15 protein-coding genes, 1 tRNA gene and 1 pseudogene are annotated in these 18,636 nt (G+C 63.3%); 8 read left to right on the top strand and 9 right to left on the bottom strand.

Going from position 1 to position 18,636, the window contains the following annotated elements:
- Positions 1-83 precede the first annotated feature (83 nt).
- From QMK32_RS08970 to QMK32_RS08955, 4 genes and pseudogenes are all read left to right on the top strand, one after another.
- Complete coding sequence (locus QMK32_RS08970; RefSeq protein ID WP_283474731.1) at positions 84-782, top strand: ABC transporter ATP-binding protein; 699 nt, start codon at positions 84-86, stop codon at positions 780-782.
- Positions 779-3,253 carry an ABC transporter permease gene (locus QMK32_RS08965; RefSeq protein ID WP_283474400.1) on the top strand — a complete coding sequence of 825 codons (2,475 nt, stop codon included), beginning with the start codon at positions 779-781 and terminating at the stop codon, positions 3,251-3,253. The genes QMK32_RS08970 and QMK32_RS08965 overlap by 4 nt, the downstream gene beginning before the upstream one ends.
- 34 nt (positions 3,254-3,287) lie before the next feature.
- Positions 3,288-3,363 (top strand) — tRNA-Arg (locus QMK32_RS08960).
- Between the two features lie 91 nt (positions 3,364-3,454).
- Positions 3,455-3,550, top strand: a pseudogene (locus QMK32_RS08955) (helix-turn-helix domain-containing protein); the annotation flags it as partial.
- A 70-nt stretch (positions 3,551-3,620) separates the two neighbouring features.
- On the opposite strand, the gene QMK32_RS08950 reads toward QMK32_RS08955, so the two are convergent.
- A complete protein-coding gene (locus QMK32_RS08950) occupies positions 3,621-4,079 on the bottom strand; it encodes a ClpP family protease (RefSeq protein WP_349307554.1) in 459 nt (152 codons plus the stop codon).
- 45 nt (positions 4,080-4,124) lie between these two features.
- Positions 4,125-4,310, bottom strand: coding sequence for a hypothetical protein (locus tag QMK32_RS25260; protein WP_349307553.1), 186 nt, complete (start codon positions 4,308-4,310; stop codon positions 4,125-4,127).
- Positions 4,311-4,436: 126 nt separating this feature from the next.
- Here QMK32_RS25260 and QMK32_RS08945 point away from each other — a divergent pair, with 126 nt between their 5' ends.
- Together QMK32_RS08945 and QMK32_RS08940 are read left to right on the top strand one after the other, a co-directional pair.
- Positions 4,437-5,750: an HNH endonuclease gene (locus QMK32_RS08945; protein ID WP_283474730.1), complete on the top strand. Its 1,314-nt coding sequence runs from the start codon at positions 4,437-4,439 to the stop codon at positions 5,748-5,750.
- Positions 5,751-6,006: 256 nt separating this feature from the next.
- A complete protein-coding gene (locus QMK32_RS08940) occupies positions 6,007-7,413 on the top strand; it encodes a DEAD/DEAH box helicase (protein ID WP_283474399.1) in 1,407 nt (468 codons plus the stop codon).
- A 62-nt stretch (positions 7,414-7,475) separates the two neighbouring features.
- Here the strand turns inward: QMK32_RS08940 and QMK32_RS08935 are convergent, their stop codons facing one another.
- Positions 7,476-7,928, bottom strand: coding sequence for a GNAT family N-acetyltransferase (locus QMK32_RS08935; protein WP_283474398.1), 453 nt, complete (start codon positions 7,926-7,928; stop codon positions 7,476-7,478).
- A 63-nt stretch (positions 7,929-7,991) separates the two neighbouring features.
- On the opposite strand from QMK32_RS08935, the gene QMK32_RS08930 reads away from it, so the two are divergent.
- Both QMK32_RS08930 and QMK32_RS08925 read left to right on the top strand, forming a co-directional pair.
- The gene (locus tag QMK32_RS08930; protein ID WP_283474396.1) at positions 7,992-10,019 is read left to right on the top strand and encodes an ABC transporter ATP-binding protein; all 2,028 of its coding nucleotides are present in this window, start codon (positions 7,992-7,994) and stop codon (positions 10,017-10,019) included.
- Positions 10,016-10,750, top strand: coding sequence for an energy-coupling factor transporter transmembrane component T family protein (locus QMK32_RS08925; protein WP_283474395.1), 735 nt, complete (start codon positions 10,016-10,018; stop codon positions 10,748-10,750). Before QMK32_RS08930 ends, QMK32_RS08925 begins: the two co-directional genes overlap by 4 nt.
- Before the next feature lie 14 nt (positions 10,751-10,764).
- On the opposite strand, the gene QMK32_RS08920 is transcribed toward QMK32_RS08925, so the two are convergent.
- The 6 genes from QMK32_RS08920 to QMK32_RS08895 form a co-directional block, all read right to left on the bottom strand.
- Positions 10,765-12,414 carry a VWA domain-containing protein gene (locus tag QMK32_RS08920; RefSeq protein WP_283474393.1) on the bottom strand — a complete coding sequence of 550 codons (1,650 nt, stop codon included), beginning with the start codon at positions 12,412-12,414 and terminating at the stop codon, positions 10,765-10,767.
- 98 nt (positions 12,415-12,512) lie between these two features.
- Positions 12,513-14,093: a VWA domain-containing protein gene (locus QMK32_RS08915; RefSeq protein ID WP_349307559.1), complete on the bottom strand. Its 1,581-nt coding sequence runs from the start codon at positions 14,091-14,093 to the stop codon at positions 12,513-12,515.
- A gap of 157 nt (positions 14,094-14,250) precedes the next feature.
- Positions 14,251-14,685: a type II toxin-antitoxin system Rv0910 family toxin gene (locus QMK32_RS08910; RefSeq protein WP_283474388.1), complete on the bottom strand. Its 435-nt coding sequence runs from the start codon at positions 14,683-14,685 to the stop codon at positions 14,251-14,253.
- Between the two features lie 80 nt (positions 14,686-14,765).
- Positions 14,766-16,397: a monocarboxylic acid transporter gene (locus QMK32_RS08905; RefSeq protein ID WP_283474386.1), complete on the bottom strand. Its 1,632-nt coding sequence runs from the start codon at positions 16,395-16,397 to the stop codon at positions 14,766-14,768.
- Positions 16,394-16,693, bottom strand: coding sequence for a DUF485 domain-containing protein (locus QMK32_RS08900; protein ID WP_136172466.1), 300 nt, complete (start codon positions 16,691-16,693; stop codon positions 16,394-16,396). Before QMK32_RS08900 ends, QMK32_RS08905 begins: the two co-directional genes overlap by 4 nt.
- Before the next feature lie 208 nt (positions 16,694-16,901).
- Positions 16,902-18,635: a sodium/solute symporter gene (locus QMK32_RS08895; protein ID WP_269301097.1), complete on the bottom strand. Its 1,734-nt coding sequence runs from the start codon at positions 18,633-18,635 to the stop codon at positions 16,902-16,904.
- Between the last annotated feature and the right edge of the window lies 1 nt (position 18,636).

The raw sequence follows: 18,636 nt of genomic DNA, 5'->3' as shown, positions 1-18,636 counted from the left end.
GCGGACGCTGTCACTACAGAGAACCGCCCGCACATGTGTGGGCGGTTCTCCTTTTCGGAACGGGAGCCATCAACATGGCAGCACTGTCGCTTCGCCTCGACCGCGTCGTCAAGCAGTACTCGGCTGGAGATCAACCGGTACGAGCCCTCGACGGCGTGGGTCTCACGATCGAGGGTGGACAGTTCGTCTCGCTCGTCGCTCCCTCCGGCGCGGGGAAGAGCACCTTGTTGCACATGCTCGGCGCCCTCGACGTACCCGACTCGGGATCTGTCATCTTCGACGGCGTCGACATCACCCGGTTGAGCGACAACGAACAGTCAGACTTTCGGCGGCACAAAGTCGGCTTCGTGTTCCAGTTCTTCAATCTGCTCCCGACGATGTCGGCGTGGGAAAACGTCGCCGTCCCCAAACTTCTCGACGGAATGCCCATCCGTAAAGCAAAAGTCGATGCCCTCCGCTTGCTCGACATGGTCGGCATGGCCGATCGAGCCGAGCACCGGCCCGCGCAACTATCCGGTGGACAGATTCAACGCATCGCCATAGCCCGAGCTCTCATCATGAATCCGGCGCTGCTGATCGCCGACGAACCGACCGGCAACCTCGACTCCAAGACTTCGCAGACCGTTCTCAACATCCTCGCCGACATAGCCCACGACAGTGACAGCACCCGAGCCGTCGTCATGGCGACCCATGACCTCGAGGCCGCTCGCAATACGGACCGGGTCATCAGCATGCTCGACGGCCGGATCGACACCGATGTCCTGTCCGGTTCCGAACTGTGATCGAAACCGCTCTCAGCCGATTCCGAGTTTTCGGGCTTCGAGATCTCCGTACACACTGGGTTCGATCGCTCGTCTCGGCCGCCGTCGTCGCCGTTGCTGCAGGTCTGCTCATCGCAGTCCTCGGAACATACGGTTCGCTCACGGGATCGGTCGAACGGCTCACCGCTTCCATTGCCGGCAACGCGGACCTCGAGATCATCGGCGTCACCGACAGCGGGTTCTCCCAGTCCGAACTCGATGTGGTTCGTGAAGTACCGGGTGTCGACGCGGCCGTTCCCATGCTCCGCAGCGACCTCGTGACCGGACTCGGAAAGATCACCGTCATCGGCGTCGACTCCTCGATCACAGCGCTGGACTCTGATCTGCAGACCGCCGTCTCCGGGTCGGTCACCGAATTCGCCACACCGGGAGCAGTGCTCGTCGGACCCTCGACAGGGTTGCAGGAAGGCGACAGTTTCGACGTCGGCGGAACACCGCTGACCGTCGCCGGTGTGGTCTCCGGTGCAGGATCACAGCGAATCGGTGGCGGAATGTTTCTCGTCGCGCCACTGAACTTGGCCCAGACACTCACCGATCGCGCAGGAAGAATCGACTCGATCTTCGTGATCGACGGTTCGAATCAAGGCGTTAAGGAATCGATGACCGACGCCGTCGCCGGCCGCGTGGCGGTGATGGACCCAGACTTTCGGGCCGACAGAGCAGATTCCGCGATCAGTCTGACGCGCAATGCGACATTGATGGTCTCGCTCATCGCCTTCGTCGTCGCAGGCTTCCTCGTATTCAACGTCATGAACATGGCAATAGCCAAACGCCGCCCGACCATCTCGGTGCTGCGCTCGCTCGGCGGCAGGCGATCGACCATCGTCCGCGATCTCCTCGGTGAAGCAGCCCTCGTCGGACTGATCGGCGGGGCAATCGGCGCTCCGCTCGGAATTATCATGGGCCGCATCGCCATCAGCGGTCTGCCGCCTTTTCTACTGCAAGAATTCGACGCTCGCATCGAATACGTGCTGCCGGGCTACGCCATCCCCGTGGCGATCATCGCCTGCATCCTGGCCTGCGTCGGCGCCTCCGCGGTCGCCGCAGTTCAGGTGTACCGAATCTCGCCGGTGGAAGCACTCGCCGTCGGGGGCTCGGAGACGGACGCCGGTAGAAGAAGGTCCATCACGGTCGGCGCAGCGGCACTCGGAGTGCTCGGCGTCGTCGGAGCAGTCGTCCTCGCTTCCACCATCGAAGGCCAGTTGACCCTCGCCGCAGGTGCACTGTTTCTGTTCGGCGTCCTCGCTCTTTGCGTCAGCGGAACCGAACTCATCGTCGATGCCGTCGCCGCACTCCCCCGCCGCTGGGGCGGCGCCGGCCGACTCGCGACGGCCACCGTCGAACGAGCACCGCGACGGATCTGGGCGACGGTGATGACCATCGTCGTCGCCGTCGGAGTCAGTGTCGGAGTGTCCGGAGCCCTGGACAACTTGACCTCCGCGGCAACGGACTCACTATCCTCTCTCGGACGCACCGACATCTACGTTTCGCTCACCCCCAGCTCGGTGGTCCCCGCGGGCTCCACCTTGGATCCCGCAGTGGTGCAACGTGTCCGCGACACCCCAGGAGTGCAGAACGTGGTCGAAGGCCAATGGGCCTACGCCACACTCGACGAAGAATTCGTCTCCATCCAAGCCGTCGGCGAGGGCAGCAATGCCGTCACCCTGTCCGTCCTCGACGACGACGTTCGCGCTGCGGTATTACGCGGCGACGGTGTCGCGATTTCGCGCACACTCGGTGAAGCACAGAGAATTTCGGTTGGAAGTATCATCGAGCTCCCCACTCCGACAGGCATCCGAGAAGTCGAAGTTCTCGCACTGGTCGACTACCTCAACGCCGCAGGCGGAACAATGGCCATTTCATTGCAATCGATGCAGCAATGGTTCGACCGCCCCGGCGCGACCTACCTCGAAATAGCCGTCGACGGCGACGCTGCCACCGTGCTCGGCGAACTCGACGCCACCCTGCCGCCCGAGGTGTACGTGTACTCGGGCGCGGAAGCGCTGGCCGGAGCCAGCGGGTCCATCGCGCAGGCCGGAGCACTGGCCGTCGCGCTCCAATGGATCGTGGCTCTCGTCGCCGCAGTAGCACTACTGAACACACTGACACTGTCCGTCCTCGAACGCCGACGCGAACTCGGCGTCCTGCGCGCCATGGGCGGGCGCCGCGGCACGCTCGCACGGATGGTCATAGCGGAGGCAGTAGCCGTCGGGATCGTCGGCGGCATCCTCGGCATCGGAATCGGCGCCGCCCTGCAATACCTCAGCACCCTCATCCTCGGCGCGAGCACCGGAATCTTCATCCCCTACTCCATCGGGCCGACCGTGGTGATCTACGGACTCGTCGCACTCGCCCTCTCCCTCATCGGATCGGCTCCCCCAGCTCTCCACGCTGCACGTTCGACAATCGTCGACGCGATTGCCGCCGACTGACAAGGCGAGTTGTACACTCGCACGTGCACAACTCGCCTTCGTAGCTCAGGGGATAGAGCAACCCTCTCCTAAAGGGTAGGTCGCAGGTTCGAATCCTGCCGAGGGCACCAGATCTCTCCCTCTGCTCTGAGCAGAATTGCGCGCGCTCGTTCCGGACCAGCGCTGGGGTTCGGCCCATGGGTGAGGTCATCAGCATCGAATCGAGCCGGCATCTCACCGCAGTATCTTTCCGAAGTCGAACGTGGCCGTAAAGATCCGTCGAGCGAGATCCTCGCGGCCGTCATCGGTGCGCTGGGACATCCATTGCCGAGTCCGCCGGCCTCGCACTCCATGACCTGACCCGGGGTGGCGTTACTACGCTCGCGACTTAGCGGTTCTTCAGAACCTGGTCGACGATTCCGTAGTCGAGGGCTGCCGACGCGGTCAGCACCAGGCCTCGGCCGGTGTCGTGCCGGAGCGTCGCAACGTCTCGGCCAGTGTGTTCGGAGAGTATCGCCTCCATTCCCGAGCGCACTCGCACCACCTCGTCGGCTGCCAGAATGAGGTCGGGGATGGTGCTGCAACCTTGCGCTGCCGGTTGATGCAAAACCCCAGTCTGTGTGCGATCAGACCGAGCACTGTCTCTGGTCTGCCGTAGGTCGTTCGCCTGCACCTCCACTGCGACTGCCGAATCGCCGATACCTGCGGAGCCTTGGTGCATCAGAATCCGGGCGTGGGGTAAGTCGTAACGCTTTCCGTGGGTACCCGAAGACAGCAGGAATTGCCCGGCGCTGCAGGCCAACCCGAGGGCAAGTGTCGATAACTCACGGCACCAGGCGCACGACATCTCGGATGGCGAGCATCGCCGAAACCAATCCGCCCGGCGAGTGGATCACAAAGCAATGTCAGCCGATGCATTCTCGGCGGCGAGGGTCAGGAGATGGGTCGTCAAGACGGTCCCGTTGTCGTCGTCGAGTGCGCCGTCGAGAACGAGCACTCGATGACGCAACAGCTGTCGACGGAGGTCGGAGGAGAACATTTGCGGTGTCGAGTCGGCCACGACTCCACTATTGCTCACGAGAACCTTTGCGCACCAAAATCTCTGCTCACAGCAGCGGAGGGGTAGGTCGTCGACTTCAGCGGGGATTGCGGATCCGGCCGAGGTTCGATAATGTCGAACATACGTTCGAGATTGGGGGGTCTCATGCAGGCATCCGAGGTACTGGAGTTCGTGGCGCGACTGAACGAGCTGAAACCCGTGCCCGACGCGGCCACCGGAATCGACCTGATCACCGCGCTAGAGACCGCAACCTGCGCGTGCGCAGCAGCCCAGGCGGTGACCACCGATGCCGTCGCCGTCTCGATCAGCGAGCAACGGAAGGCGCTCGGAAAACCCAAGGCGCAGTGGCGGGCAGGCCTCGCCTCGCAGATCGGACTCGCGCGGCGAGTGTCCCCGAACAAGGGTGCCACCTTCCTCGGATTGGCACGATCACTCGTGCATGAGATGCCGCACACCCTCGACCGCCTACGAGGCGGTGAACTCAACGAGTATCGCGCCATTCTGATCGCCAGGGAGACAGCATGTTTGACGGTCGAGGACCGGCAGGTCATCGATAAACGGCTGTGCGCGGACGGGCACAGCCTGAATGGACTCGGTGACGACGCCATCGCCGCGAGGGCCCGAGCGATGGCCGCTGAACTCGATCCCGCGTCGGTAGTGAAGCGCTTCGAAAAGGCGTTCTCGGCGCGCCGCACCAGCACTCGACCACAACCGGACTTCATGTGCCAATTCACGACATTGACATCGATGGATCGCGCCGTCTGCATGTGGGCGACCCTCCGACGTGACGCCGACTCGATCATCAACGCAGACGGAGAGAGCCGAACCAGGGACCAGATCATGGCCGACCTAGCGTACGAGCGCATCACCGGAACGACATCAGCGGGCACGGGTGCGCCGGTGTCGGTCAACCTCGTGATCGCCGACACGACTCTTCTCGCCGACAGCACCGTCCCCGCCCACCTGCAGGGATACGGAGAGATCCCTGCGGTCATCGCCCGCAAGTTGGTAGGCACTGCGTGCGCGGAGACCACCCGGGTAGAGCTCCGCAGGGTGTATGCCACCCCCTCGACCGGCGCGCTCACCGCGATGGAATCGAAAGCTCGAATCTTCCCGGCAGCGCTGGCCCGATTGATCGACCTGCGTGATCGAACGTGCCGAACACCGTGGTGCGACGCACCGATTCGTCACCACGACCACATTCGGTCCTACGCACGCGGAGGCGACACCAGCGCGAACAACGGTGCAGGCTTGTGCGCCGCATGCAATCACGCCAAGGAAGCAGACGGGTGGAGTGCCGAACCTCGAAAAGCACGGAAGCCCGGCGTCATCCACATCTACGACATGACCACACCGACCGGGCACGAGTACAGCTCGACAGCGCCGCCGATGCCCGTGGTCATCAGCTACCCGTCGTTCATTGAGCAAGAGTTGGTGATCGACCTCTCCGCGGCGTAGATGCCTGATGGGTCACTCCGGGAAGGAAACGACAGCGCCACCGGTTACACTGGTCATCGACGCGCGTAGCTGCACGTCAGACGTCGTGGAATGCTTCTACTTCCGCCCGGCCCCGGCCGCGTAGTCCATGTGCACCGCGCACAGGCTTTTCTTACGGCGATCGAAACTGCCCACCGGCAGTCTCGCCACCCCTTTGCACTTATCGGGCGTACAGCCCGTGGTGCAACACCTTGCCCGAAAGGCGCATCACATCGTTATGACTACCTTTGCTTCACTCGGCGTTCCGAACGCGCTCGCCGAAGTTCTCTCCAGCCAGGGCAAGGTCGACGCCTTCCCGATCCAGGCTGACACACTCCCCGACACCCTCGTAGGACGCGACGTTCTCGGCCGCGGAAAGACGGGCAGTGGCAAGACCCTCGCTTTCTCGATCCCCATGGTTGCCCGCCTCGCCGGACAGCTCCCAGGTAACCGCAAGCCAGGCCGCCCACGCGGACTGATCCTTGCCCCCACCCGCGAGCTGGCAACACAGATCGCCGCCGCAATCGAACCGTTGGCCGCGGCGTACAAGCTCAGCGTCACCACCATCTTCGGTGGCGTCTCGCAGAACCGTCAGGTATCCGCCCTCAAGGGTGGCGTCGACATCGTCGTCGCCTGCCCGGGTCGGCTCGAAGACCTGATGAAGCAGCGCCACGTCTCACTCGACGGCGTGCAGATCACCGTTCTCGACGAAGCCGACCACATGGCCGACCTCGGGTTCCTTCCGGTGGTGACTCGAATTCTCGCCGCCACCCCACCGAAGGGTCAGCGTCTCCTGTTCTCGGCGACGCTCGACAACGGCGTCGACAAGCTCGTCAAGCGGTTCCTCACCGACCAGGTGACGCACTCCGTCGACGAAGTCGACTCACACGTAGAAGCCATGACGCACAGCGTCTTCGAGGTCGACGGTGTCGAAGCGAAGAAGAAGCTGGTGCAGCAACTGGCTTCGGGCACCGGACGTCGCATCCTGTTCATGCGGACCAAGCATCAGGCCCGCAAGCTCGCCAAGCAGCTCACCGAAGCTGGAATCCCGTCGGTCGACTTGCACGGCAACCTTTCTCAGGGTGCACGTGACCGCAACCTACTCGCATTCTCCTCGGGCTCGGCGCGTGTACTCGTCGCCACCGACGTCGCCGCTCGCGGTGTGCACGTCGATGACGTTCAGCTCGTCGTGCACGTGGATCCGCCTGCCGAGCACAAGGCATACCTGCACCGCTCGGGCCGCACCGCTCGCGCGGGAAGCGCCGGAGATGTCGTGACCGTCGTTCTCCCAGAGCAGCGCAAGGACACCGCAATCCTCCTGCGCAAGGCCAACATCAAGGTGACCCCGGTCCGCGTCACGGCCGACTCACCTCAGGTGTCCGAACTCGTCGGCGAGCAAGCTCGATATGTCGAGCCCGTCCCAGTCAAGGCCGTTCAGCAGCCTCGTCAGGGCAGCCCACGCGGCAATGGGGGCTCACGCAGCAGCAACCCTCGCAGCGGCGGCGCTCCGCGTCGCAGTGGCGGTGGCGGTGGTGGCGGTCAGGGCCAGGGCAGTCAAGGCGGTGCAGCACGCCAGCACGCAGCCGGCGGCGGCGGAGGACGTAGTCGTCGTCCCGCAGGTCCTGCCGCGAGCCGTACTCGCTAGATCCAACGAAGACTGTGCGCGCGCAACCGATGGTTGCGCGCGCACAGTCGTTTCGGACTCGGTTACAGCGTGCGGGCGTAGCAGATCGAGGTCAGGGCATCGACGTACGGGCCGAATGGCTCGATTCTGGTGTAACCCTCCCGCTCGAAGAATCTGATGGCGTCCAGTTGACGCGATCCGGTTTCCAACTTGAGAGTGTGGATACCGTGAGCTCGTGCGCTCTCTTCTAGTTTGCGCAAGATGGCGACCGATACGCCGCGTCCGCGCTCGGCGGGAATGACGTACATCCGCTTGATCTCCGCTTCCTCGCCCCCGAGCAACCGAAGTCCCCCGCACCCGATGCCCACCGACGAATCGTCGCGCGCGACGACGAATACCAACATGTCCTCCCCGGACGGTGGCATCCCAGGTTCGTGGCTGCTGTTTCCGTAGCGAGCATCCAACTCCGCCCGCTGAGCGGCTCGTAATTGCGCCCCGGCCGGGGTATCCCAGCCTTCTTCTTCCACCGTGATCACTCGGGTACGCCTCTCTGGTTCCTGTTGGCGTGAGTGTAAGGACGATGCTGGCACACTGGACCGGTGACCGAAAGCCGCACCGAACACCGCACGTCGACTGCGCTGACGCCTGTCGAACTCGCGACGGCCGCCGTGATGAGCAGCTTTGCAGTCGCTCTCTCGGTGGTTGCGATGGTGGTTCCGCTGGCCACCGCGTTACAGATCGTAGCTGCTGTACCGATGGCTGTCGTTGCGCAACGCCATCGCACTCGGGTGCTCGTCTCGGCAGCTGTAGCCGGGACTCTCGTCGCCTTCGTCGCTGCTGGGTGGTCGACGGCCGTCACCGTGGCCACGGCCGCTCTTCTCGGCGGGATGGTGGGCCGGGCCAAACGTCTCGGTCATGGACTGTTCCGAGTGCTTGTCACCTCAGCGGTCGTCGGGCCCGCCATCGGTCTGGTGACGGTGGCCGTGTTGTTCGTGTTGGCACCATTGCGTGAGTTGTTTCTGAAGACAATCGAGAACACCATCGAGGGCGTCGCCCGACTGATGTCGAGGACCGAACTTCTGGTCCCTGCCGCGGACACGTTGCGTGCGGGTGTGGGTGCGGTGCTGGACAACTGGTGGTGGTGGATACTCGGCACCGCGATATTCAGCATCGTCGTCGGAGTGTTCTTCACGTGGCTGATCCTCGGAGCCATTCTCGACCGCCTCTCGACCATCCCCGTCGCCGATCATTTGCCTGCCGCGGTCGATGGGGTGGTCGCACCGCTACCGGTCCGGTTGAACAACGTCGGCTTCAGCTACGACGGCTCCCGCACCGCAGCCTTACAAGGCCTCGACCTCATTGTCGATTTCGGAGAGTTCGTAGCCGTGGTGGGACACAACGGGTCCGGCAAGTCGACGCTGACACGTATTCTCGCGGGGCGTACACCCACCACCGGGACTGTGGACCGCCCCGGTGTCGCCGGTTTGGGTCTGGCGGGTGGAACAGCGGTAGTTCTGCAGCGGCCGGAGAGTCAAATCCTCGGCAGCCGCGTCGGTGACGACGTCGTATGGGGTCTGCCCGTAGACGCCGAAACCGATATCGACGCACTCCTGATCGAAGTGGGTCTGGGCGGAATGGGAGCACGCGACACCTCGACACTGTCCGGCGGTGAAATGCAACGGCTGGCAGTCGCGGCTGCACTGGCGCGACGCCCCGCATTGCTGATCGCCGACGAAGCAACCACGATGGTGGACGCCGCCGGGCGAGCGAGCCTGGTGGCGCTGCTGGCCGATCTCCCCACTCGACACCGGATGTCCGTCGTACTCGTGACGCACCAAGAACTGGAGACGGCCGCCGCCGATCGTGTGGTCCATCTTCACGGCGGGGCACAGGTGCAGCACAGCGCCGAATGGATGCGTACCGCGATCTTCGACCCGGCGGCCACCCACTTTCGTGCCGGACCACCGATCATGGCTCTCCGAGGCGTCGGGCACACCTACAACAGACGTACACCGTGGTCGCAGGTGGCGCTCACCGGAATCGACCTGACTGTGCATGCAGGCGACGGGCTGCTTGTCCTGGGCGGCAATGGATCCGGAAAGTCAACGCTTGCATGGATTCTCGCCGGCCTTACCAAACCCTCAACCGGGACCGCAGATTTCGACGGTTCTCCGGTGTCGGACAACGTCGGTGTCGTAGGTCTGGCGTTTCAACACTCACGGCTACAACTTCAGCGCCGCACGGTCGCAGAGGACATCGCGGCTGCCGGGGGTCCAGAAGTTGGTTCGGTGCATGTCTCTCGCGCGATGGACGCAGTCGGCTTGGATCGACTACTCGCCGGCCGAGAGATCGATTCACTCAGCGGCGGGCAGATGCGTCGGGTCGTCATCGCCGGGCTGGTGGTGAACAAGCCTCGGGTGCTGGTACTCGACGAACCGCTCGCCGGACTCGATCCGCCGGGGCGAACCGACATCATCGGTGTGCTCGGTCAACTACGACGTCAGGGAATCGCGATAATAGTCATTTCGCACGACATCGACGGTATCGACAGCGTGTGCGACCGAACCGTCACCCTTGCCAGCGGACGCATCACGTCCGGAACGACAGCCCGCGGAGTGGCGTCGTGACAACTGTTGTACTGCGCCAAGTTCCGCGACACTCGCCGATCCACCGGCTCTGGGCCGGCACGAAGCTGATGTCGGTGGTGCTCATCAGCATCATGCTGCTGATCGCGCCATCGTGGCCGGCACTCGGGATCGTCGTCGGCCTGCTGGTAGTTACCGCGATCATCGCGCGCGTGCCGCCTACCGCGATACCCCGCCCGCCGAAGTTGATCTGGGTTCTCTTTCTGATCGGCGCACTCATCAACGCCCCGTTGGGGTTCTCGGCGGTGCTGCTGTTTCTGCAGGCAATGGTGTTCGCATTCGTGCTACTCGGAGCGTCACTGATGATCGGTTGGACGACGTCGATGAGCGATATCGCACCCGCCGTCTCCACTCTCGGAACGCCGTTGAAGAAGCTGAGGTTGCCGGTCGACGAATGGGCCGCGACCGTCGCATTGTGCCTACGTTCGCTTCCGTTGTTGATCGAGGAAATGCGCGTCATGATCGCTGCCCGACGCCTGCGCCCCAAATCGGTCCTCAACAGCGTCGCGGACAATTCGATCGTCGACCTCATCACCGCAACGATGTCCATTGCCATCCGACGGGCCACGGAAATGGGCGAGGCCATCACGGCCCGCGGCGGCGCTGGACAGATAACCGCCTACCCCAGCCGACCACACCTGCCCGACGTCATTGCGTTCACCGTCGTCGTGCTCAGCTGCGCCGCAGCCCTAGTGGTCACGTTCGCGTTCTGAGCAGAGCGGTGCAGCTATTCCCCGCCGATACGTTGGGTTCGACTGTTGAGCGCTTTGACGAACACGTCGGGGATGTCGCGCGGGTCCTCGGCGATGTAGCTCGTTCCACCGGTAGCCGCGGAAATCTTCTGCAAGGCAACAGGGTCCGCGTCCGTCGTGATGCCGACGGTCACGATGACCACCGGCCGAACCGGATCCTGCTCACGCTGCAGCGTGGCGATCAAGTCGTCGAGACTCGGACTGCCTGCATCCTCGTTGGCACCATCGGTCAAGAGGATGACACTGTTGACGAAGTTGGGGTCGTAGCCTTCCTTCACTCTCCGGAAGGCAGCAAGCGTGGTGTCGTACAGGCCGGTACCCCCGCCGACCAGCGACGGTAGCGACCGAATGCCTGCGAGGATTGCGTCACGCTGGGGAAGTCCGTTGACGACGTTGCTTTCGGGTCCGATGGGGACCAGTTCCCGATAGTCCTGACTACCTCCGCCGAGGCCGATCGAGAACGCCCACAAGCCCATCTCTGCTTGCGAGTTGAACAGAGCGTTACCGCCGAGACTGGCTTCCACGGTCAGCGCGATGCGGGTCGAGTCACCCGACTTGGCTGCCATCGACCCGGACACGTCTTCGACCACAACTGTCCGCAGTGGCAGGGCCAGCACCGACCAGTCGCGCAGCGTCGATTCGATGGACAGTGGATTCTTCAGTTCGAGGGCGGCGGCCGACCCGACACCGGTGCCGTCGGTCAACGGAGTTCCGCTGGCCTGTCGAAAACCTGCGTCGAGCAGGGCATCGGCTGTCGCCGAGTTTGCCAACAGCGAGGCCAGGGCAGCGCCAGCCTTCTTCGCGGCGTCGTAATCCGGCCCCATTGCTGCAGTCACGGCAAGCGGGTAGTCCAAAAAGTAGCTGCCGGTCGGCGGAACCGACGCGAGCAGAGGCGCCTGCGGGTTGGCTTCGTTGTAGGCCACCACGCTCTGTTCGGTGGCGACACTGCTGCCTCCCTCTGCAGCGACCTGCGCGACCAGGTCGGTCGTGTCGTGCGGGGTGTCTGCGATTCGCCCGTAATCCTGGGCGATAGGAACGAGTGCTGCCGAGACTGCCTTCGGATCGGAGATCGCAACCTCGGATTCGGCCAACGCTCCGAGGATGGAGGAAATCGACGCGCTGCTGTTGAGCGGATCTCCGATTCGCTGCTGCGGAGTCTGCAGAACCTGTAACCAGCTCTGTGCCGTGGGAGCTTCGCCTTCGCGTGTAACCAACACCGGCAGCGTTTTGGCAACTGAGGACTTCGCAACTTCCGGTAGTGCCCCCGTCGAGCGGAGTGTCTTGAGCAACCAAAGCGTCGAATCGGGAATCCACAGGTCGGGCCGACTGCCATCGGCACCGGCAAGCTCCGTTGCGGTATCGGTCGGTGCCTCGGCGCGAACCTCGAAATCGGTACAACCGCGGTCGAGCTCACTGGACCGGGTCAACACCTCGGTTACGACCGGCTCGATGGTCGGGTCCACGGCCAGCGATACCTGGCCCGTGGAATCGCAACCTGCAACTGTCGCGCGTACGGCCTGGACTCCGAAGTACCCGCCCACGACGACCACGACGGCCACCACCACAACCGCGGCCCATTTTGCAGCCGGAGTGCTCCGAGTTCCTGTTCCGTGACGCCCAGACATTTCCGCGCACTCCCCCGTTGGTCAGCTATTTATCAGCGACCTGCATCATGCACCAAAATGCGACCTATGGATACGCTTACCCCAAAAATGCCCAAAAATCAGCGACCTGATCGACTTTTGAGAGCATTCACGAACACGTTGGGAATTTCTGCTGGATTTCGAGCCAAAAAGCTTGTACCGCCGGTGGCTGCAGAGATCTGTTGAAGAACTCCAGCGTCGGCGTCGTCGGTGATGCCGATGGTGACGATGATGACCGGCTTCGTCGGATCCTGCTCCGAGCGGAGTGTGGACAGCAACTCCTCGAGTCCGACGCTGCCGGGATCCTCGTTGGAACCGTCGGTCAGGATGATGACGCTGTTGATGTAGTCGGGATCGTATCCCTCTTTGACCTTGCGGAATGCTGCAAGAGTCGTGTCGTACAAGCCGGTACCGCCGCCGACGAGACCCGGGAGGGTGTCGATCTGCTGGACGACGAGGTTGCGTTGCGAGGTCCCGTTCACGTCTTCGTCGAGACGGCGAATCGGAACCAGTTCTTTGTAGTCCTGACTCCCGCCGCCGAGGCCGATCGAGAATGCCCACAGCCCCATCGCCGCATTGTTGGGGAACAGCTTGCTTCCCGTTTCGCTGGCTTGAACCGTCAATCCGATGCGCGTATCCGCTCCGGCGCCGTAGGCCATCGAACCGGAAACGTCCTCCATCACCAGAGTCCGCGACGGCAGCGCGAGTACTTGATACTGCCGCAACGTCGCCTCGGCGGTCTGCTGGTCGGCGATGGTCAATGTCAGGATCTTTCCGACACCGCGGCCGTCGCTGAGAGGTGTGTTGTCCGGTGGACGGAAGCCCGCGTCGGACAGCGCTGCCAGGCCGGAAGAGGAGGCGAGTGCCTCGGCGACGGCGAGCCCGACGGTCTTGGCGCTCTCGTGAGAGTCACCGGCGGGTTCGGTGACGGCGAGTGGGAAATTCAGGAAGAAGCTTCCCGTCGGCGGTGTCGTGGCACCGAGTTCGGTGCCGGTCGACTTCTCGTAGTCCACCAGCGTCTGTTCGGAGACGACGGAAACGCCACCATCGGTAGACATGTCGTCGAGGCGAACAACCGGATCTGCTTCGCCTCTCGTCGAAGCCTGCGCCTGCGCGATCGGGACCAGGGCAGCGGACACGGAGTCGACTGTGACGGCGTCTGCACCTGCTTCGGCGAGGGCAGCGAGGATCGCGGCGTCGGAAATGGTGTTGGTCAACGGATTTCCAATTCGGAGACTTTTGAGTTGTAGCGCGGTGAGCCAGGTGTCGAAGAACGGCACTTCGTCTCGACGAGCGGCGATCACCGCAGGCGAGCTCGCGACGGACTGGCTGGCGAGATCGACGAGCGAGCCGGTGGCCCGCACAGTCTTACCCACCCAGAGTGCCGAATCCGGTATCCACAGCGAGGGGACGTCCACGCCCTTGGACACGGCAGCGGATGCCTCTCCCGAGTCGGTGGCCGTCACCTCGATGTTCGCGCAACCGAGATCCTCGGCCGACGTGTCGTCGATCACGTCCTGCACTACGCTCGCGATCGCCGGATCGGCAGCAAGGGTGTAGGTGGATGGATCCTTGCACCCGGACCCGAACGCTTTCTGCGCGGCGAAGACGCCGACGCCGACGATCACCAGAAGTACGACGGCGAGGACGCCGTACTTCACCAATCCTGTCGAGTTGGCGGCCGAGCGCGCGGCACTATGTTTCGCTGGACTGTGTCTACCGGGCATTGTGAAGAACCTCTCCGTATGAGCGAGAGCCTCCGATCAGACCCCCACTGCGCGGCTCGCCGAAGCGTATCGCGGCTTTGACCTGCACGCGTTATGCGTAGAGCGACTCGAAGGTCTTCAACGAGTTCTCGATGTCCCCTTTCAGAGCTCGGGCAACGCCAGAGCCGATGGGACCGAACAGGGGTGCGCCACCGAGATCGATGTCGAGAGTCAACTGCGACCCGCCGTTTCGGGCGGCGCTCACCGATAGAACGAGAGCGATCTTGACACCGCCTTTGCCGTTGCCCTTCAGCTTCAGCTTGTTCGGCGGGTCATAGCTTTCGATGGTCCAGCGCACCCGATTGCGCATGCCTTTGACACTGGCGACGGAGTCCAGCGTGGTGCCGACGGCGAGCTCGGCGGGTAGCTCACCGCGCCACGCCTCGTGGATGGAAAGCCACTTGTCGTAGTCGGAGAGATCGGACGCATGCGTCCACGTTTGTGCCGGGTCGAGGGGGACGTCGGCGGTCACTTTGAGCTTGGCCACAGCACGGATGGTAGCCGGACATGTCGAGACGCCCGTGTGAGGAGCACATACACGGGCGTCTCGATTGGTAAAACCCAAGGTCAGTGAGCTGAGGCCTTCTCTGCTCCGATACCGGTCAACGAACGGACCTCCATCTCGGCCTGCTTCGCCCTACTCTCCGAATCCTTCGAAATCAACGTGCCGACGATGCCGAGGATGAACGCGAGTGGGATCGATACGATCCCCGGGTTCGACAGCGGGAACCATGCGAAATCCGATCCGGGGATCATCGAGGTCTTCGAGCCGGACACCGCAGGCGAGAAGATGATCAGGACGATGGTCGAGATCAAACCGCCGTACATGCTGAACAGTGCGCCGGTGGTGTTGAACCGACGCCAGAACAACGAGTACAGAATGGTCGGAAGGTTCGCTGCCGCAGCGACGGCGAATGCCAGTGCCACGAGGAATGCGATGTTCTGACCGTTGGCAAGAATTCCGAGGCCGATGGCGATGACACCGATGACGACGGCCGTGATGCGAGAAACCTTGACCTGCTTCTTCTCGTCGACGTTGCCCTTCTTGATGACGCTGGCGTAGATGTCGTGGGCGAAGGATGCCGACGCGGTGATGGTCAGACCTGCCACGACGGCAAGAATCGTCGCGAAGGCTACTGCCGAGATGACGCCGAGGAGAATGACGCCACCGAGTTCGAAGGCGAGCAGTGGTGCAGCGGAGTTCTGGCCACCTGCCGACGCGAGGATCCGGTCCGGTCCGACGATCGCGGCGGCGCCGTAACCGAGGACAAGTGTGAACAGGTAGAACGCACCGATGAGGGCGATCGCCCACACCACGCTGCGTCGAGCTTCTTTCGCGGTAGGCACCGTGTAGAAGCGCATGAGAACGTGCGGCAGACCCGCGGTTCCGAGAACCAGTGCGATACCGAGCGAGAGGAAGTTGATCTTCGACGTGGCACTGCCGCCGTACTGCGCGCCCGGTTCGATGATGTCGCGTGCTGCTACTGCACTGTCGGCGGATCCGGACACCATGGTCTGTGCACTACCGATGAGCTCGGAGAAGTTGAGTCCGAACTTCGCCAGCACGAGAACGGTCATGAATGCGGCGCCGACGATCAGGAGCACCGCCTTGATGATCTGCACCCACGTCGTGCCCTTCATTCCGCCGATGAGGACGTACGCAATCATCAGCACACCGACGATCGCGATGACGATCGACTGACCGGTGCGGTCGGAGATATCGAGAAGGAGGGCAACGAGACCGCCCGCGCCTGCCATCTGCGCCAGCAGATAGAACAGCGAGACCGTAAGCGTCGACAGTGCAGCAGCCGTGCGCACCGGCCCCTGCCGCAGCCGGAAGCTCAAGACGTCTGCCATCGTGAATTTACCTGTGTTCCTGAGCAATTCGGCGACCAGCAGCAGGGCGACGAGCCACGCGACGAGGAAGCCGATGGAGTACAAAAAGCCGTCGTACCCGTAGACGGCGATCGCGCCTGCGATACCGAGGAAGCTCGCGGCAGAAAGGTAGTCACCGGCAATCGCGATACCGTTCTGCGGCCCGGAGAATCCACCGCCTGCGGTGAAGAACTCCGACGCCGTGGTGTTCTTCTTGCTGGCCCGGATGACGACGACCATCGTGATGAGCACGAAGGCCACGAAAATGGAGATGTTGACTATCGGCTCGCCGACTGTCGTGTCTGCTGCTTGCGCGAGATTCATCGCTTCAACTCCTGGGAGGCTTCCATCTCGGTACGCAGGGCCAGCGCGCGTGGATCGAGTTCACGGTTCGCGAATCTCACGTAGATGCCGGTGATCGCGAAGGTGGTGACGAACTGTCCTAGACCGAGCAACAGGCCGATGTTGATGTTTCCCCACACGAGAGTGGACATGAAGCCCGTCGCATAGGTGCTGAGCAAGACATACACGAGGTACCAGAGGAGAAAGAATGCCGTCATCGGAAAGACGAAGCTGCGCAATCTACGTCGTAGCTCCTGAAACTCCGGACTCGCCTGCATGTCGATGAATGCCTGCGCATCCGGTGGCGGCGGTGAAGTATCCGGTCGTGTCACCTTGTCAGCTCCTCATCTAGCTCGTCACGGGCTGTGACTCACATCTGAGGGGAAACAGTATGAGAGCCAGCTCACAAAACTGTGCCGTGGTGGCGATCACACGCTCAGCTGTCGGGTTGTGCGCCGAACGGTCGTATGACAACGGCGAACGGGCTCACAACTCCTGCTCACGGTCGCGCCCCACGCCGAGACGTTCGGGTGCATGAAGCCTGGTGAAGATTCGGCCGACGTCGGCCGGAATCGACGACGACGTCGCTTTGCTCACCACAATCATCAGAGCGAACGCGATCGGCACGCTGACGGCAGCCGGGTAGCCCAGAATCGCTGTAGCCCAACCGCCCCACAGTCGGTCGGGAATGCCGAAGATCGACAACGACGCGGCGCCGAGCGACAGGACTCCGCCGCCGATCAGTCCGGATGCCGCCCCGGCCGGAGTCAGGCCGCGCCACCAGATACCGAGCACGAGCAGCGGACACAGCGTAGACGCGGCGACGGCGAAAACCAGACCCACCGTCCTGGACAAGTCGAGCGAGACCAGTCCGAGGGACAGAATCAGCGGGCCCACCCCCGCAAGAATCGCAGCGATGCGGAAGTCTCGGACTCTGCCCCGCAATACGTCGGTGCTCAGCACCCCGGCGATGCTCACCAACAGGCCCGAGGACGTGGACAGGAATGCAGCGATCGCACCGGCCGCGACGAGGGCAGCAAGCAGTTGTCCACCTATCCCGGACAGCACCGAACCCGGCAACAGCAGAACGGCCGCATCGGAAGCTCCGGTGATCAGCAGCTGTGGCACGTACAAGCGCGCGAACACTCCGAGCAGCGTGGGAAACAGGTAGAAGACACTCAGGAGGCCGAGCACGGTGAGCGAGGTCAGCCGGGCTGCACGCCCGTCGGGGTTGGTGTAGAACCGCACCAACACGTGAGGTAGACCCAGGGTGCCGAGGAACGTCGCGAGTATCAGCGAATAGACCTGATACATCGGATGCGTTCCGCCGAGACCCCCACCGGGCGACGCCCATTCGCGATCGATCGTCGGCGCACCTGCGACCACCGGCACCGGTGAATCGGCGTCGAGAATCAGCGATGTCCCCTCGCCCAGTTCGTGTGTGCCGGCGTCGAGGGCAATCCTGCCGCCCACCGGTTCGTCGTCGACAGTGCCGTACACGGTCACCTCGATGCGCGAATCCACCTGCACCAGCACATCCGTGCTGATCTCGACGGTGGTCTCGCGGTCCACCGTCGGTGGAGCCGAACTCCCCACCACGCGATCATCGCCGTAGAAGTGCAGCGCAAGGACGACGGCGGGGACGGCAACAGCAGTCAACTTGAGCCAGTACTGAAACGCCTGCACGAAGGTGATCGAGCGCATACCGCCGCCCACCACGTTCGCGATGACGATGACACCGACCAACGCTGCACCGACCCACCCCGGCACGCCGAGGAGGATGTTCAGTGTCAACCCCGCGCCTTGGAACTGCGGAACCAGATAGAGCGCACAGATGACGACGACCACCACCATCGCGAGCTTGCGGAGCCACAGTGATCCCAGCCTGAACTCGGCAAAGTCGGGAACGGTGTACGCGCCACTTCGTCGTAGCGGTGCGGCGACGAACAACAGCAGGCCGAGGTAGCCGGCGGTGAAACCGATCGGATACCACAGCGCGTCGGCGCCGTATTTGGCGATGAGCCCGGCGACTCCAAGGAACGAGGCCGCGGAGAGGTACTCCCCCGAGATCGCCGCGGCGTTCCAACGCGGGCCGACAGTACGTGACGCGACAAGAAAATCGGAGGTGGTGCGGGCCAATCGGACGCCGTAGATTCCGATCGCGACGGTCGCGACGGCGGCAGCCAACAACGCCGCCACCGTTACCCACGGCACTGCCATG

It is taken from the genome of Rhodococcus sp. H29-C3 (assembly GCF_030063405.1).
Classification (GTDB): Bacteria; Actinomycetota; Actinomycetes; order Mycobacteriales; family Mycobacteriaceae; genus Rhodococcoides.
The sequence above is the reverse complement of the archived record's forward strand: the minus strand, read 5'-3'. Positions and strand labels throughout refer to the sequence as shown.

Coding starts and splice junctions, on each gene's coding strand:
- QMK32_RS08900 (WP_136172466.1), bottom strand. CDS start 16,693: ATGCAGGCGAGTCCGGAGTTTCAGGAGCTACGACGTAGATTGCGCAGC.
- QMK32_RS08945 (WP_283474730.1), top strand. CDS start 4,437: ATGCAGGCATCCGAGGTACTGGAGTTCGTGGCGCGACTGAACGAGCTG.
- QMK32_RS08940 (WP_283474399.1), top strand. CDS start 6,007: ATGACTACCTTTGCTTCACTCGGCGTTCCGAACGCGCTCGCCGAAGTT.
- QMK32_RS08920 (WP_283474393.1), bottom strand. CDS start 12,414: ATGTCTGGGCGTCACGGAACAGGAACTCGGAGCACTCCGGCTGCAAAA.
- QMK32_RS08895 (WP_269301097.1), bottom strand. CDS start 18,635: ATGGCAGTGCCGTGGGTAACGGTGGCGGCGTTGTTGGCTGCCGCCGTC.
- QMK32_RS08950 (WP_349307554.1), bottom strand. CDS start 4,079: ATGTCGTGCGCCTGGTGCCGTGAGTTATCGACACTTGCCCTCGGGTTG.
- QMK32_RS08905 (WP_283474386.1), bottom strand. CDS start 16,397: ATGAATCTCGCGCAAGCAGCAGACACGACAGTCGGCGAGCCGATAGTC.